This window comes from Pseudomonas caricapapayae, assembly GCF_001400735.1.
GTDB classification, from domain to species: domain Bacteria; phylum Pseudomonadota; class Gammaproteobacteria; order Pseudomonadales; family Pseudomonadaceae; genus Aquipseudomonas; species Aquipseudomonas caricapapayae.
In genome coordinates this window covers 53,040-67,731 of record NZ_LJPW01000146.1, presented here as the reverse complement: position 1 = coordinate 67,731, position 14,692 = coordinate 53,040, and the positions used below count along the sequence as shown (strand labels likewise).

The window sequence follows — 14,692 nt, the reverse complement described above, 5'->3', positions numbered from 1 at the left end:
ACGGAATCTTCATGAAGGGCTTCATCTTTCGTCCGTAACTGCATGTTATATTGTTACTAATGATGTGGATGAACCCTTCGTGAGCCGGGATGCTCAATTTGCTCTTTGAGACGTTCCATGCACCGACGCCAAGTGTTGCTCAACATGCTGCTGGCCAGCGCGGCTCTGACGTTGCCGTTGGGTGCGTACGCCACACAGATTCGTAACGCCCGGCTGTGGCGTACCAACGACAAACTTCGGCTGGTCCTTGATCTGAGCGGCCCGGTTCAATACAAAACCTTCACGCTTACTGCACCTGACCGTCTGATCATTGATGTCAGCGGATCACGTCTGACCGGTGACTTCAGCCAGCTGGCACTGGACCGTACGGTTATCAAATCAATTCGCTCCGGGCACTACGGCCAGGGTGACGATACACGTATCGTGCTGGACCTTACCGCGCCGGTACAACTCAACAGTTTCCTGCTCGGGCCGGAAGGCGGGCAGGGGCATCGGCTGGTACTGGACATGAGTTCTACGGCTCGTGCCCCGGTGCAGATGGCTGAGCTACCGCCGCCGGTGCCTGTACCTATCCAGAGCAAGGCCCACACCGGACGCGACATCATGGTGGTGGTCGATGCCGGTCACGGCGGCAAGGACCCGGGTGCCGTGGGTTCACGGGGCGAGCGCGAGAAAGATGTGGTGCTTTCCATCGCCCAGTTGCTGGCCAGGCGCTTGAAGCGCGAGAAGGGCTTCGACGTACGACTGGTGCGCAACGATGACTTCTTCGTACCGCTGCGCAAGCGCGTCGAGTTCGCGCACAAGTCCAACGCCGACATGTTCATCTCTGTTCACGCTGATGCTGCGCCTCGTCTGACGGCGTCTGGTGCTTCGGTATTTGCCCTTTCAGAAGGCGGAGCAACCTCGGCAACGGCACGCTTCATGGCTCAACGGGAAAACGGTGCAGACTTGTTGGGTGCGACGTCGCTGCTCAACCTGAAGGACAAGGATCCGATGCTCGCCGGGGTGATTCTCGACATGTCGATGAACGCCACCATTGCCGCCAGTCTGCAACTGGGCCACACCGTGCTAGGCAGTCTGGAAGGGATCACCACGCTGCATCAGAAGCGCGTGGAGCAGGCCGGGTTCGCCGTTCTCAAATCTCCGGATGTGCCGTCGATTCTGGTCGAAACCGGATTTATCTCCAACAGTCGCGACAGTCAGCGTCTGGTCACCGCGCGCCACCAGCAGGCGGTTGCAGATGGTTTGTTCGATGGCTTGCAGCGCTACTTCCAGCGTAACCCGCCGGTGGACTCGCACATGGCCTGGTTACAGGCGCAGAAACAAGAGCAGCAAGTCTGACCAAATCAGCGGCAGCCGTTCAGTCGGCTGCAGATGATCTTGCTGCGTGTGCCGCTTGAGCTGGATACCCGCGTAATGGTCGTCCAGCCTACGCGCTGGACGGTGCCTATCCAGGTTTCGCCATTGGACGCCAGCCCGGTAAAAAACGTCAGTTGACCGTAGCGACTGTTGGTTTGCGCCCAGCGACGCTTATCGAGCTTCTCGTAACCCTTTAGCCAGGTCGTTGATCCTGCAGTGGCCACGCTGTAGCTGTTGCCTGATGCATCTTTGCAGGCAAGCACCGTTGCGCTGCGGGTACAGGTGGCGAGATCGGCAGAAGGTCTGGGTGGTGACGCCATCAAATGCGTGCTGATGAGCAGCGCGATCAAGCCTGTTGAAACCCGTTTCATGAAGATCCCTTCACCAAAGCCGTAGCTATTTTGACTTGTTATACTATAACATCTCGATGTGATTAGCGTCGGCTGCCTGAGGGATTCGTTGCAGTCGACATGAACAAGGCCAAAGCCTTGCAGCTGCCTGGAGAATCCTGATGGCCAATCTTCTACCCGTTACCGTCCTGTCCGGTTTTCTTGGCGCCGGTAAAAGCACTTTACTCAATTACGTGCTGCGCAATCGTGAAAACCTGCGGGTTGCCGTGATCGTCAACGACATGAGTGAGATCAATATCGATGGCAGTGAAGTTCAGCGCGATGTCAGCCTGAATCGCGCCGAAGAAAAGCTGATCGAGATGAGCAATGGCTGCATCTGCTGCACCTTGCGTGAAGACTTGCTCGAAGAGGTCAGCCGCCTCGCGCAGGATGGCCGTTTTGACTACCTGTTGATTGAGTCCACTGGGATCTCCGAACCGTTGCCAGTGGCCGAGACCTTCACCTTCCGTGATGAGGCTGGCAAAAGCCTGATGGATCTGGCCCGCCTGGACACGATGGTCACCGTCGTGGATGGCGTGAACTTCATGCTTGATTACGAGGCGGCAGACGGTTTATCCACGCGTGGGGAAAGCCTGGGTGACGACGATGACCGTTCGATCACCGACCTGCTGATCGAGCAGATCGAATTTGCCGACGTCATTCTGCTCAGTAAGATTGACCTGATCAGTTCCAGCGAGCGCGAGGAGCTGATGGCCATTTTGAAACGCCTGAACCCCGAAGCTGAAATCGTGCCGATGGTGATGGGCCAGGTTCCACTGGCGAGGATTCTCAACACCGGACGCTTCGACTTTGAACGCGCTTCCCGGGCACCCGGCTGGCTCAAGGAAATGCGCGGCGAACATGTTCCGGAAACCGAAGAGTACGGCATCGCATCAACGGCCTATCGCGCTCGTCGCCCGTTCCACCCGGAGCGCTTTTTCAATTTCATCAATCGTCCGTGGACCAATGGCAAGTTGCTGCGCTCCAAGGGCTTCTTCTGGCTGGCCAACAAGTACAAGGATGCGGGCAGCTGGTCACAGGCGGGCGGCTTGATGCGCCACGGCTTTGCCGGACGCTGGTGGCGTTTCGTGACGCGCGACGGCTGGCCCGAGGACAGGGAAAGTGTCAGGTCCATCCTGGAGAACTGGTCAACTGAAACCGGCGACTGTCGCCAGGAACTGGTGTTCATCGGCCAGAACATCGACTTTGCCTTGCTGACGGCCGAGCTTGACCAGTGTCTGCTCACGGATGCCGAGCTGGCGGAGGGTGTCGAGCGCTGGCGCACGCTGGCCGATCCTTTCGGCGACTGGTACGAAGAAGAGGTGGCTGCCTGATGCTGGCCTATCGTTTGGAGCCGAGAGCAGCCGTTCGTCAGGCGCAGGGCAGCGCGCCTGAAGTATTGAGCGAGATTCTGCAGGATGGCGTCAACCTCGCGGTCTGGCAGCGTCAACTACCAGCGCACATAGAAGATTTCGGTGCCTTGCTGCTGTCGATGGGCGAGCCTCTTGCCGAGTCCATGACTCTGGAAGTGAAAGGGGGCGAAGTCGAGCCTGACCTGAGTGCGCTGGCGCGAGGATATTCCGATCTGCAGGGTTATCAGGGCTTCATTGCCGATGTTTCCTGGCTGGTCAGTGCCTACGCCTGTCTGTTGGGCGCAGAGTGCGTTGGCCTGCGCCTGCGGGTACTCGACAAGGCCATGTGCCCGCGCTTTCATGTCGATCATGTGCCGGTGCGCCTTATCACCACATATGGCGGCGTTGGCAGCCAATGGCTGCACGAAGGAGTGATGGACCGCAAACACCTCGGTCAACTGGACGCCGAGCCCACCAGCGCTGCCGACATCCGGCAAATCAACAGCGGAGAAGTGGCACTGCTCAAGGGCGAACGCTGGCATGGCAATGAAGGCTTCGGTTTGATCCACCGCTCGCCGCAACTGCTGCGTAACGAGCGCAGGTTGATTCTGACTTTGGACTGGCTTGCCTGAATTTATTCAGGTGTTATCCATTGCCCCTTGCTCTGGCCTTCACAGAAAGGCTTGAGGTACAGCGCGTCGCCAGCGACGCCGTAGTAGTGAATGTGCTCGCGATACGGCAGATTGGCGACCTGCGCATTGCGGCAGACGCCGAAAGCGCCTGCCGGGCACTGTTGCGAGTAGGTTGTTTCGGTCTTCTGCCCGGCCAGCTGTGGCTTGCAGAAACTGTCGTGGAACAGGTTTGCCGGAATATTGATATTTTCCTGGCAGACTTTTACATCAAGCCTTTCGGCCTGGCTGTGAACCAGACAGGCCTCGGCCCACGCCGTACCTGAACACACTGCCAGCAGCATCAGTGCCAGGCGGGCAGACTGCCACATCACTTGCATCGTTACCCTTCCTTGCTCTTCAATGACCCACGCATTCGTCAAAAGTGATCCCATGCTGCAAAACATACCGACGCATGTCATCGGTGGCCCTCTGGGCGCCGGCAAGACCAGCCTGATCAAGCGCCTGCTGGCGCAGAAACCCGCTCATGAACGCTGGGCCGTGTTGATCAATGAGTTCGGCCAGATTGGCCTGGATGCTGCGTTGCTGACCACGGATGCCGATGGTATCGCACTTGGCGAAGTGGCTGGCGGCTGCCTGTGTTGCGTCAACGGCGTGCCTTTCCAGATCGGCCTGGGACGTTTGTTGCGCAAAGCCCGGCCTGATCGCCTGCTGATCGAACCCTCGGGGCTCGGCCATCCTGCGCAACTGATGAAACAACTGCGCGAGGCACCCTGGCGCGGCGTACTGGAGGTTCAGCCCGGCGTGATGGTGCTGGACGCAAAGGCAATGCTTGCCGGGCAGCCACTGCCGATCACTCAGCAGGAAGCGCTGGCCGGTGCAGGCCTGCTGGTCATGAACAAGTCCGAGCAACTGGATGAAATCTCTCGCCAGACATTGACTGAGCAAATGACGCCGCATGCCTTGATCTGGACCCGCCATGGAGAATTGCCGCTGGACCGCCTGCCTGGCTTCGGCAGTGTGTCGGCTGTGGATAACCAGGCTGTGGATAAACTGACGCTGCCTGGCGGCGTCGGCCAATTGCCGGCGCTATGGGCTGATCCAAAGGTGCCGATCTGTCTGAGTCAGGTCAGCAACGACGGCTGGAGCATCGGTTGGCGTTGGCATCCTTCGCAGCGCTTCGACCTGCAGCGCGTGTTGCACTGGCTGGAAGGCCTTGAGTGGCGACGAGCCAAGATGGTCATCCACAGCGAGGGCGGTTGGTATTCCGGCAACGTCGTGGAGGGTGCTCCGCTGGCGTGGCAGAGCAGCGAGTGGCGTCAGGATTCACGTCTGGAATTGATCTTTTCCGTGGCGCAGGATGTGGATGAGTTACAGGCGCAGATGGCGGAGTGTCTGGTGTGACGGGTGTTAGTGGCTTGCTGAGGGCAGGACGCGGAGCGTGCGGAACGGCATGCCAACGCGGAGCATTGGCACGATAGTCAGTCGGGTTTACGCGTGGACATCAGCGCTGAATCGCGGCAACGAGCATCGTGCGCGCTTACTGCTTCCACTTCTGATGAGATTGCCGCCACTCGCTCATTTGAATAATCTCGGCGCTAGGTGGTGGCGTTTTGATTTCAAACGGGTAGGGTGCCAGTTCGATTTGCGCAGTGTGTGCGCCAAACATGGTGATTGTGCCGGGATGACGTTGCTCGCCGGTTACCGTGAACTCGAAACCATAGACGCGTGCCAGACGCTTGCGGCCCTGAGCGTCCAGAGCAAAGGTCAGACGGCGCAGGGCAACCGCGTCGTCCAGCAGTTGCAGTTCAAGGCGTGCGCAATGCTGCTTGACCCTGGCCAGCGCTTTTTCTCGCAGACCATGGGCATGCCACCACCAGGCCGCAGCGCTCGCGAACAGCATCAGCACGAAAATGTTTCCCAGGGTCAGCATGACAGAGTGCTCCAGCGTAGGAGTCACCAGCTTAACTGTCCTGAGTGATTTACAGCCATACTGTGCAACTTATATTTCTCATTATTGCATTTGCATCGTGTTCAGGATTCCGCCCCCCATGAAACGTACGCCTCACTTGCTCGCTATCCAGTCCCATGTGGTGTTCGGCCACGCCGGCAACAGCGCAGCGGTGTTCCCGATGCAGCGTATCGGGGTCAATGTCTGGCCGCTCAATACCGTGCAGTTCTCCAACCACACGCAATACAAGCAGTGGACAGGCGAAGTGCTGGCCCCGCAGCAGATTCCGGCACTGATCGACGGGATTGCCGCCATCGGCGAGCTGGGCAACTGCGACGCCGTGCTTTCCGGGTATCTGGGCAGTGCGGCGCAGGGCAGGGCGATCCTGACCGGTGTGGCGCGCATCAAGACGGCCAACCCGAAGGCGCTGTACCTGTGCGATCCGGTGATGGGCCACCCTGAAAAAGGCTGCATCGTTGCGCCAGAAGTCAGCGACTTCCTGCTGGAAGAGGCCGCGGCCATGGCGGACTTCATGTGCCCCAACCAGCTGGAGCTGGACAGCTTCTCGGGCCGCAAGCCCGAATCACTCTCCGACTGCGTGGCGATGGCGCGGGCCTTGCTGGCACGTGGGCCCAAAGCGGTGGTCGTCAAACACCTCGATTACCCCGGCAAGGCTGCCGACGTGTTTGAAATGCTGCTGGTGACGGCGCAGGCAAGCTGGCACCTGCGTCGCCCGTTACTGGCTTTTCCGCGTCAGCCAGTCGGTGTGGGTGATCTGACGTCCGGGTTGTTTCTGTCACGGGTGCTATTGGGCGACGACCTGGTCGCAGCATTCGAGTTCGCCGCGGCAGCCGTCCACGAAGTGCTGCTGGAGACCCAGGCCTGCGGCAGCTATGAGCTGGAACTGGTGCGCGCCCAGGATCGTATCGCGCACCCGCGGGTGAAGTTCGACGCTGTGCGTCTTTAACCTGAACGGGCTCAGGCATTGGTGCCTGAGCCCGCTCATTACAGCGCCTCTTCCTTGATGTCCTGATAACGTTTTTCCAGTTCCTGACGAATCTGGCGACGTTGTTGCGCCTGGATAAAACGACGTTTGCCTTCCGGGGTTTCCGGTTCAAGAGGCGGAACGCTGGCGGGTTTGCGGTTATCGTCCACGGCGACCATGGTGAAGAAGCAGCTGTTGGAATGGCGTACCGAGCGTTCGCGGATGTTTTCGGTGACCACCTTTATGCCCACCTCCATGGAGGTATTGCCGGTGTAATTGACCGACGCAAGGAAGGTCACCAGTTCGCCGACATGCACCGGCTCGCGAAAAATCACCTGGTCCACCGACAGCGTCACCACATAGCGCCCGGCGTAGCGGCTGGCACACGCGTAGGCCACTTCGTCCAGATACTTGAGCAACGTACCGCCGTGGACATTGCCAGAGAAGTTGGCCATGTCCGGGGTCATCAATACAGTCATCGACAGCTGGGCGTTTCCGGGTTCCATAGCGTACTCACACGGTCAAGGTGTTCAAGGGACGCCTATGCTGGCGTTCAAGGGGCTTGCGACAGTTATCGGGACGCTGGCCTGCAAGCGGCCGTCACGCGTCATAACTATCTGTTTCCATATATTGCACCGGCTTTATGTCGAAGGGGGCGGTGTTAACCTGCAAAAACCCGTGGATCGGGAATTTTCCCACGCTTTCATCAGAATTTGATGGCGCGACTGCCAGCCGACGCCGTTTCATGAACAGCGCCAGCAGTTCGAGGAGTCATCACCCACAAGGAGCCGTACCCCCATGCATGCCATCAATTTCATTCAGGACCTGGCAGTGATCATGCTGGTGGCTGGCGTGGTGACCATTCTCTTTCATCGTCTCAGGCAGCCGGTAGTGCTGGGTTATATCGTGGCCGGTTTCATCATCGGTCCGCATACGCCACCGGTCAGCCTGATTCACGACGAGGAAACCATCAAGATCCTGGCCGAACTGGGGGTCATCTTCCTGATGTTCTGCCTCGGGCTGGAGTTCAGCCTGCGCAAATTGTTCAAGGTCGGCGCAACGGCGTTCATCGCGGCCTTTCTGGAAATTGCCCTGATGATCTGGATTGGCTATGAGATCGGGCAGTTCTTCGGCTGGAAAACCATGGATTCGCTGTTCCTCGGCGCTATTCTGGCGATTTCTTCCACCACCATCATCGTCAAGGCGCTCAACGACCTGAAGATGAAGAACCAGCACTTCGCACAGCTTATTTTCGGTGTGCTGATCGTGGAAGACATTCTCGGTATCGGCATTATTGCGTTGTTGTCGGGCATCGCAGTCAGCGGCTCGGTCAGTTCGGGGGAAGTGTTTTCCACGGTCGGCAAACTGTCGCTGTTCATGATCGTTGCGTTGGTGGTCGGTATTCTGCTGGTACCTCGATTGCTGTCCTACGTCGCCAGGTTCGAAAGCAATGAAATGTTGCTGATTACCGTGCTGGGCCTGTGTTTCGGTTTCTGTTTGCTGGTGGTCAAGCTGGAATACAGCATGGTGCTGGGGGCCTTCCTGATCGGCGCAATCATGGCCGAGTCGCGTGAACTGCTGAAGATCGAACGATTGATCGAGCCGGTTCGCGACATGTTCAGCGCTATCTTTTTCGTCGCCATCGGCTTGATGATCGACCCGAAAATCCTGCTCGAATATGCCTGGCCGATTGCTGTGATCACTGTGGCCGTTGTGCTGGGCAAGATGTTGTCCTGTGGCCTGGGGGCTTTTATCGCGGGCAATGATGGTCGTACTTCACTGCGCGTGGGGATGGGGCTGTCACAGATTGGCGAGTTTTCCTTCATCATCGCGGCACTGGGCATGACCCTGCAGGTGACCAGCGATTTTCTCTATCCAGTGGCTGTAGCGGTATCAGCCATTACGACTTTGCTGACACCGTACCTTATTCGCGGTGCCGATCCGTTGTCACTCAAGCTGGCGTCGATAATGCCCCGGCGAATTGCGCGGGTGTTCGGCATGTACGGCGAGTGGCTGCGCAGCATCCAGCCGCAAGGACAGAGCGCGGTGCTTGCCGGAATGATCCGGCGGATTCTTTTGCAGGTCGGCGTCAATCTGGCGCTGGTGATGGCCATTTTCTTCAGCGGGGCCTACTTCGCCGAGCATCTTGGCGGGTACATGGACGAGTGGGTGGTGGATGTCAGCCATCAGAAGGCCTGGATCTGCGGTGCGGCGCTGCTGCTGTCACTGCCGTTTTTGATTGCTGCGTATCGCAAGCTCAAGGCGTTGTCGATGTTACTGGCGGAGATGGGCGTGAAACCCGAGATGGCGGGTCGCCATACCGTACGTGTCCGCAAGGTGGTGGCGGAGGTGATTCCGCTGTTGTCATTGGTGGTGATCTTCGTGATGCTGGCGGCGTTGTCTGCAAGCATTCTACCGGCCAACGAACTGCTGCTGGTCATTGCCCTGATTGCCGCGCTGGTTGCGGCATTGCTCTGGCGCTGGTTGATCCGTGTACATACGCGGATGCAGATCGCGCTGCTGGAGACGCTGGGTAACAATCAGGAATCATCCGGGCACTGAGCCCGGAGATCCTCACGGCCTGCGGCACAAGGGCGTCTCAGCTTTCCAGCCAGACATCCCTGGCCCAGTGCCAGACCGACTCCCAGCTTTCTTCAGTGACCAGTTCTTCTTCGGCGGACCACAGCACTACCGTGCCGTCTTCTTCGACGCAGTAGTAATCGTCGCCGTCCTGGCAGATCGGAATCAGCTCGCGTGGCACGCCCAGATCCCAGGCCGTGGCAGCCACGTCCGGCAAATAGGTGTGCGACTGCGGATCGGTGACGGTGACGGGCTCAAGGCTGCCGTACACCACATCGCTGACTGTCAGGAGAAACTCTTTGAAGACGAATGGAATATTGATGAACAGTTGTTCTTCGATTTCGACCAGTTGGTCTTCGTCTGGCAGCTCAAGCGGAACCGGGACCGGTTCGTTCGCTTCACGCAGTTGTTCGATGACTTCTTCCACGACACAGATCCTCTCACTTGATGGCGCGGGTTATACAGTAGCGTAAAGCCTTTCTCAAAATAACTATCCGAACGGATAAACAAAAAACCCCGGACATGTCCGGGGTTCTGAACGCGAGAAAGGAATCTGGTTCAACCGTTCTGGCGAATTCCTGCTACCAGCCAAGGCTGGTTATCGCCTTGCGGACGTTCCATGTTCCAGCTTTCGCTGAACACTTCGCCCTGGTCGAAACGCGATGTCTTGGACACGCCCGAGAAGGTCAGGGTGGCGATGGTCTTGTCGGCACGATCGTCCACGCCGTCCAGTTGAACCTGAAGGTTGTCGATGTAGGTCGACTGGAAGCCGTCGCCCAGGTCCGCGCGTTCCTTTTTCAGGAACTGCAGCATTTGCGGGATGACGAACTCGGCAATCTTGTCCATCTCGTTGGCGTCCCAATGCTGCTGCAGCGACTGGAAATGCCCGCGAGCCGCTTCCAGAAAACGCTCCTCATTGAACCAGGCCGGCGCATTGATCACCGGTGCCGCGGAGGCTGACGAAGAACTGCCGAAGATCGGATTCTGCGCAGGCTGGCTGCTTTCACGCTGGTACGGTGCACCGGCAGCGGCCATTTTTGGCTGTTGCTGCTGACGACGGCGTGCAATGAAGCGGAAGATCAGAAAGGCGATGAGGCCCATGATCAGAATGTCGAACAGTTGCAGGCCGTTGAAGCCGTCACCCATGAACATCGACGCGAGCAGACCACCGGCAGCGATACCGGCCAATGGGCCCAGCCAGCGCGACGCACCGCTTGCGGCAGGTGCAGGGCGACCGGCGTTAGGCGCAGCCGCGGGGGAGGAAGGCGCGGTCTGGCGAGCCTGATGCGTAGGCGCTGAGCCCATGCTCTTGCCGCCACCGAAGCGCGCGGCGTTCACATCCAGGCTCATGGTGAGCCCGATGCACAGCGCCATCGCGATGCTTAGAAAACGTTGCATAAGGGTATTCCCGTTTTGTGATTGCACGCGCGCCATGTTGCACAGCGTATGGCCTCATGACCAGCGCGTTAGTGTTTCGGACTTTTACATAAACAGCGTAGGACTTTTCTACGCGCTTCGTAGGGCTTGTGACTAATTGCACGCGGAAAGGTTATACACAAGTCCGCTTTTAATTAGGGCCCCGGCCACAATCAAGAGCGGACTTGTGCATGAAGCTGGGCGCTGGGACGAGAGCAGTTGTGGTCCGAGCGCCGCTTCCCGACCTCGAAACCCTACAACGGTACCAGCTTCGCGTAGCCCATCATCAGCCACTTGCTGCCTTCGGAGAAGTTGACCTGCACCCGCGCCTGAGCGCCAGCGCCCTCGAAGTTGAGGATCACGCCTTCGCCAAATACCGCATGCTGGACGCGCTGGCCCATGGTGAACTCGGTTTCCGGAATGCCGGTGCCGTTGAACAGGCTGCTGCTGTTGAACTTCGGGGTGCCGCCAAACGGACGGTTGACGCTGTTGGAAAGGCGGACTTCCTGGATCAGCGCGGGCGGGATCTCGCGGACGAAACGCGAGACCTTGTTGTAGGTTTCGCTCCCGTACAGGCGGCGCGTTTCTGCGTAGGTCATCACCAGCTGTTTCATGGCGCGAGTGATGCCGACATAGGCCAGTCGCCGCTCCTCTTCCAGCCGTCCCGGTTCCTCGAGACTCATCTTGTGCGGGAACAGCCCTTCTTCCATGCCGACCAGGAAGACGTGCGGAAACTCCAGCCCCTTGGCGCTGTGCAGGGTCATCAGTTGAATGCTGTCTTCATGTTCTTGCGCCTGGGTGTCGCCAGCCTCCAGCGAGGCATGCCCCAGGAACGCTGCCAGCGGCGTCAGTTCCTCGTCGCTCTCGTGATTTTCGAAAGCACGTGCGGCGCTGACCAGTTCTTCAAGGTTTTCTACCCGAGCCTGGCCTTTCTCGCCTTTTTCCTGCTCGTGGTAGGTGATCAGCCCGGACTGCTCGATCACCGTCTGCGTCATCAGGTGCAGCGGCATCTCCATGACCTTGGCCGCTAGGTTTTCGATCAGCTCGATAAACCCGCCCAAAGCCGTGGCAGCGCGGCCAGTGAGGCCCTTGTTGGCGACCAGCAGGCGCATGGCTTCCCACATGGATACGTCGGCATGGCGGGCATGTTCGCGAATCGCTTCAACGGTTTTTTCACCGATGCCGCGCGCCGGAACGTTGATCACCCGCTCCAGTGCCGCATCGTTGCCACGGCCTTCCAGCAGGCGCATGTAGGCCATGGCGTTCTTGATTTCGGCGCGTTCGAAGAAGCGCTGTCCGCCATAGATGCGGTACGGAATACGCTCGCGCAGCAGGGCTTCTTCCAGCACCCGGGACTGGGCGTTGGAGCGGTAAAGGATGGCGATATCGTTGCGCGAGATTCCGGTTTTCAGTGCGCTTTCGATGGTTTCGACCACATAGCGCGCTTCATCGTGTTCATTGAACGCGGCATACAGGTTGATCAGCTCGCCATCGCCGACATCGGTCCACAATTCCTTGCCCAGGCGACCGCTGTTATTGACGATCAAACCGTTGGCGGCTTTGAGGATGCTCGCTGTAGAGCGGTAATTCTGCTCCAGACGGATGACTTCGGTGTCCGGGAAGTCGGAGGAATACTGATGAATATTCTCGATCTTCGCGCCACGCCAGCCATAGATGGACTGATCGTCGTCGCCGACCACCATCAGGCTATCGCCACCTTGGGCGAGCAGGCGCAGCCATGCGTATTGCACGGCGTTGGTGTCCTGGAACTCGTCCACCAACACATGACGGAAGCGCCGCTGATAATGCGCCAGCAAACCTGGATGATCGCGCCACAGATCGAGTGCGCGCAGCAGCAGTTCGGAGAAGTCGATGACGCCAGCCCGCTGGCAGGCGACTTCGTAGGCTTCGTAAACGCTTTTCATGGTGGTCAGGAACAGGTCGCCGCTGGCCTGAATATGTTTCGGGCGCAGGCCTTCGTCTTTCTGGCCATTGATGAACCACTGGGCCTGACGTGCAGGCCAGCGTTGCTCGTCCAGACCCAGCTCGCGCATTACGCGCTTCACCAGGCGTTGCTGGTCGTCGCTGTCGAGAATCTGGAAGGTCTGCACCAGTCCGGCTTCCTGCCAGTGCGCCCGCAGCAGGCGGTGGGCCAGGCCGTGGAAGGTGCCGACCCACATGCCTGCGGGGCTGATGCCCATGAGCTGCTCGATGCGGTGACGCATTTCGGCGGCAGCCTTGTTGGTGAACGTCACCGACAGGACCGAATGCGGGGAGGCTTGCTCGACCTGCATCAGCCATGCGATGCGATGCACCAGCACACGGGTTTTGCCGGAGCCAGCACCAGCCAGGACCAACTGACGACCCAGTGAGGCGGCTACGGCCTGACGTTGGGCATCGTTGAGGGAATTCAGAAGCAGAGAGAGATCATCGCGCATCCGCGCATTCTAGGGTGCTGCGTCATGCCGGGCAAACCATGCTTTGCGTCCGGCCATAAAAATGGTCGAGCGCTGACGACCGGTCGTCGCCTGCCACCGGGAGCGATTGCGTTCGGACTACCGTTACTTGCGAGCAGTCAGAGTCTGACAGGCGATTTGGCCTAATGTAGGATTATTCCCACAATTGCCGCCGATAACGCCCGCACGGTACGTTCCAGCTTCGTTTAACTGGGCGGCTGGCAGGTCATGTAGTATAACTACAAGAAAGCTACAACCCAGCCCATCTTCCTTTTGCCGAGTCTGCCCCTTGAATCTGCTGCAACACATCGCCCAGTCACGTAATTTGCTGCGCAAATCGGAGCTCAAGGTAGCCGATCATGTGCTGCTTGACCCTGCGGCCGTGATGCACAGTTCCATGGCGGATCTGGCGCACAGCGTCGGTATCAGCGAGCCGACCATCGTGCGTTTCTGCCGCGCCATTGGCTGCAGCGGGTTTCAGGACCTCAAGCTCAAGCTGGCGCAAAGCCTCGCGGCGGGCGCAAGTTTCGGCCAGTTTGCGATTCACGAAGATGATTCGGTCGCCGACTACAGCCTGAAGATTTTCGACACCACGCTGCACACGCTCATGGAAGTGCGCGAAAACCTCGATCCCCATGCGTTGCAGCTGGCAGTCACGGCAATGGCCGGGGCAAACCGGGTCGAGTTCTACGGGTTTGGCGCGTCCGGCGCAGTGGCGGCCGACGCACAGCACAAATTCTTTCGCTTGCTGCTGACCGCTGCAGCATATTCCGATCCGCACATGCAGGCGATGTCAGCCGTCACGCTAAAACCGACCGATGTGGCCGTGTGCATTTCCCAGTCGGGCCGTTCGAAGGATTTGCTGATCACCGCCAATCTGGTCCGTGAGAGCGGCGCGACGCTGATTACCCTGTGTCCGAGTCAGACGCCGCTGGCCGAGCTGTCTTCGGTCAATCTGGCTATCGACGTGCACGAAGATACCGAAATCTATACGCCGCTGACGTCCCGCATCGCACACCTGGTCGTGATTGACGTGCTGGCGATGGGGGTTGCGATGGCCCGCGGCCCTGGTCTGGTCAACCATCTCAAGAGTGTCAAACGCAGTCTGCGCGGCTTGCGCCTGTCGCCGAAATCGATCAAGGCTCATGAAGATTGACATCGTTTTCAATTCGCAAACGATGTAAAAACTCCCGCCAATGACCTGAGGTCATTGGCGGGAGCCTGTGTTAGAGGTGCTATTTTGCGTTGATCAATGCGTCACTTCTACTGCATTGATGGACGCCAGCAGCTCGCCTTTGTAGTAAACACTGACAGCCGTGATATCGGCACCACTTGGCTGGGTATAGACAACTTCTTTCTCGGTAAGCACCTGGGCACCGATGCCTTGGGCTTCAAACGTCAGATCCAGACTCAGGTGGCTGAAAGCGGCTGGTTTGGCGCTCTTGACCAGTACCGGAACCGCGTTTGCCTGAGGGGCGGTCACGATGCCGGAAACTTTCAAGGTGTTGACGCCTGGCATCCTGTCATCACGTGCCTGCCAGTTTTTGTTTTCGATAGTCATTGTTTAGCTCCTTG

General features: G+C 58.7%; 15 protein-coding genes. 7 read left to right on the top strand and 8 right to left on the bottom strand.

Annotated features, from left to right (window positions below; genetic code table 11):
- The first annotated feature begins 117 nt into the window (after positions 1–117).
- On the top strand, positions 118–1,341 hold the full coding sequence (locus tag ALO80_RS21355) for an N-acetylmuramoyl-L-alanine amidase (protein WP_054984305.1): 1,224 nt from the start codon (positions 118–120) through the stop codon (positions 1,339–1,341).
- A 5-nt stretch (positions 1,342–1,346) separates the two neighbouring features.
- Here ALO80_RS21355 and ALO80_RS21350 read toward each other — a convergent pair whose 3' ends face one another.
- Entirely contained in the window at positions 1,347–1,730 is a 384-nt protein-coding gene (locus tag ALO80_RS21350; protein WP_055010421.1) for a hypothetical protein, read from the bottom strand.
- Between the two features lie 140 nt (positions 1,731–1,870).
- Here ALO80_RS21350 and zigA point away from each other — a divergent pair, with 140 nt between their 5' ends.
- Together zigA and ALO80_RS21340 are read left to right on the top strand one after the other, a co-directional pair.
- Positions 1,871–3,082, top strand: coding sequence for a zinc metallochaperone GTPase ZigA (gene zigA / locus ALO80_RS21345; protein ID WP_055010420.1), 1,212 nt, complete (start codon positions 1,871–1,873; stop codon positions 3,080–3,082).
- A complete protein-coding gene (locus tag ALO80_RS21340) occupies positions 3,082–3,732 on the top strand; it encodes a DUF1826 domain-containing protein (RefSeq protein WP_055010419.1) in 651 nt (216 codons plus the stop codon). The genes zigA and ALO80_RS21340 overlap by 1 nt, the downstream gene beginning before the upstream one ends.
- 2 nt (positions 3,733–3,734) lie before the next feature.
- Here the strand turns inward: ALO80_RS21340 and ALO80_RS21335 are convergent, their stop codons facing one another.
- Positions 3,735–4,109, bottom strand: coding sequence for a hypothetical protein (locus ALO80_RS21335; protein WP_055010418.1), 375 nt, complete (start codon positions 4,107–4,109; stop codon positions 3,735–3,737).
- Between the two features lie 52 nt (positions 4,110–4,161).
- Here ALO80_RS21335 and ALO80_RS21330 point away from each other — a divergent pair, with 52 nt between their 5' ends.
- The gene (locus ALO80_RS21330) at positions 4,162–5,133 is read left to right on the top strand and encodes a CobW family GTP-binding protein (protein ID WP_055010468.1); all 972 of its coding nucleotides are present in this window, start codon (positions 4,162–4,164) and stop codon (positions 5,131–5,133) included.
- Between the two features lie 136 nt (positions 5,134–5,269).
- Here the strand turns inward: ALO80_RS21330 and ALO80_RS21325 are convergent, their stop codons facing one another.
- Positions 5,270–5,662 (bottom strand): DUF3301 domain-containing protein, encoded by a 393-nt coding sequence (locus tag ALO80_RS21325; RefSeq protein ID WP_004659125.1) that lies wholly within the window; start codon positions 5,660–5,662, stop codon positions 5,270–5,272.
- A 118-nt stretch (positions 5,663–5,780) separates the two neighbouring features.
- Here ALO80_RS21325 and pdxY point away from each other — a divergent pair, with 118 nt between their 5' ends.
- Complete coding sequence (pdxY, locus tag ALO80_RS21320; RefSeq protein WP_054984310.1) at positions 5,781–6,647, top strand: pyridoxal kinase PdxY; 867 nt, start codon at positions 5,781–5,783, stop codon at positions 6,645–6,647.
- Between the two features lie 38 nt (positions 6,648–6,685).
- On the opposite strand, the gene ALO80_RS21315 is transcribed toward pdxY, so the two are convergent.
- Positions 6,686–7,171 carry an acyl-CoA thioesterase gene (locus tag ALO80_RS21315; protein WP_002555921.1) on the bottom strand — a complete coding sequence of 162 codons (486 nt, stop codon included), beginning with the start codon at positions 7,169–7,171 and terminating at the stop codon, positions 6,686–6,688.
- 292 nt (positions 7,172–7,463) lie between these two features.
- Between ALO80_RS21315 and ALO80_RS21310 the strand changes: the two genes are divergently transcribed.
- Positions 7,464–9,227 (top strand): cation:proton antiporter, encoded by a 1,764-nt coding sequence (locus ALO80_RS21310; RefSeq protein WP_055010417.1) that lies wholly within the window; start codon positions 7,464–7,466, stop codon positions 9,225–9,227.
- 37 nt (positions 9,228–9,264) lie between these two features.
- Here the strand turns inward: ALO80_RS21310 and ALO80_RS21305 are convergent, their stop codons facing one another.
- The 3 genes from ALO80_RS21305 to uvrD all read right to left on the bottom strand — a co-directional run bounded on the left by ALO80_RS21305 (position 9,265) and on the right by uvrD (position 13,099).
- Complete coding sequence (locus ALO80_RS21305) at positions 9,265–9,672, bottom strand: SMI1/KNR4 family protein (protein WP_004659120.1); 408 nt, start codon at positions 9,670–9,672, stop codon at positions 9,265–9,267.
- Between the two features lie 131 nt (positions 9,673–9,803).
- The gene (locus tag ALO80_RS21300) at positions 9,804–10,643 is read right to left on the bottom strand and encodes a Tim44 domain-containing protein (protein ID WP_055010416.1); all 840 of its coding nucleotides are present in this window, start codon (positions 10,641–10,643) and stop codon (positions 9,804–9,806) included.
- A 272-nt stretch (positions 10,644–10,915) separates the two neighbouring features.
- A complete protein-coding gene (uvrD, locus tag ALO80_RS21295) occupies positions 10,916–13,099 on the bottom strand; it encodes a DNA helicase II (protein WP_054986499.1) in 2,184 nt (727 codons plus the stop codon).
- Positions 13,100–13,406: 307 nt separating this feature from the next.
- Between uvrD and hexR the strand changes: the two genes are divergently transcribed.
- Positions 13,407–14,273 (top strand): transcriptional regulator HexR, encoded by an 867-nt coding sequence (gene hexR / locus ALO80_RS21290; RefSeq protein ID WP_055010415.1) that lies wholly within the window; start codon positions 13,407–13,409, stop codon positions 14,271–14,273.
- Between the two features lie 93 nt (positions 14,274–14,366).
- On the opposite strand, the gene ALO80_RS21285 is transcribed toward hexR, so the two are convergent.
- Complete coding sequence (locus tag ALO80_RS21285; RefSeq protein ID WP_055010414.1) at positions 14,367–14,678, bottom strand: hypothetical protein; 312 nt, start codon at positions 14,676–14,678, stop codon at positions 14,367–14,369.
- Between the last annotated feature and the right edge of the window lie 14 nt (positions 14,679–14,692).

Bases quoted from the DNA above. Each gene is read 5' to 3' on its own strand.
- ALO80_RS21355 (WP_054984305.1), top strand. From the start codon at position 118: ATGCACCGACGCCAAGTGTTGCTCAACATGCTGCTGGCCAGCGCGGCT.
- ALO80_RS21350 (WP_055010421.1), bottom strand. From the start codon at position 1,730: ATGAAACGGGTTTCAACAGGCTTGATCGCGCTGCTCATCAGCACGCAT.
- zigA (WP_055010420.1), top strand. From the start codon at position 1,871: ATGGCCAATCTTCTACCCGTTACCGTCCTGTCCGGTTTTCTTGGCGCC.
- ALO80_RS21340 (WP_055010419.1), top strand. From the start codon at position 3,082: ATGCTGGCCTATCGTTTGGAGCCGAGAGCAGCCGTTCGTCAGGCGCAG.
- ALO80_RS21335 (WP_055010418.1), bottom strand. From the start codon at position 4,109: ATGCAAGTGATGTGGCAGTCTGCCCGCCTGGCACTGATGCTGCTGGCA.
- ALO80_RS21330 (WP_055010468.1), top strand. From the start codon at position 4,162: ATGCTGCAAAACATACCGACGCATGTCATCGGTGGCCCTCTGGGCGCC.
- ALO80_RS21325 (WP_004659125.1), bottom strand. From the start codon at position 5,662: ATGCTGACCCTGGGAAACATTTTCGTGCTGATGCTGTTCGCGAGCGCT.
- pdxY (WP_054984310.1), top strand. From the start codon at position 5,781: ATGAAACGTACGCCTCACTTGCTCGCTATCCAGTCCCATGTGGTGTTC.
- ALO80_RS21315 (WP_002555921.1), bottom strand. From the start codon at position 7,171: ATGGAACCCGGAAACGCCCAGCTGTCGATGACTGTATTGATGACCCCG.
- ALO80_RS21310 (WP_055010417.1), top strand. From the start codon at position 7,464: ATGCATGCCATCAATTTCATTCAGGACCTGGCAGTGATCATGCTGGTG.
- ALO80_RS21300 (WP_055010416.1), bottom strand. From the start codon at position 10,643: ATGCAACGTTTTCTAAGCATCGCGATGGCGCTGTGCATCGGGCTCACC.
- uvrD (WP_054986499.1), bottom strand. From the start codon at position 13,099: ATGCGCGATGATCTCTCTCTGCTTCTGAATTCCCTCAACGATGCCCAA.
- ALO80_RS21285 (WP_055010414.1), bottom strand. From the start codon at position 14,678: ATGACTATCGAAAACAAAAACTGGCAGGCACGTGATGACAGGATGCCA.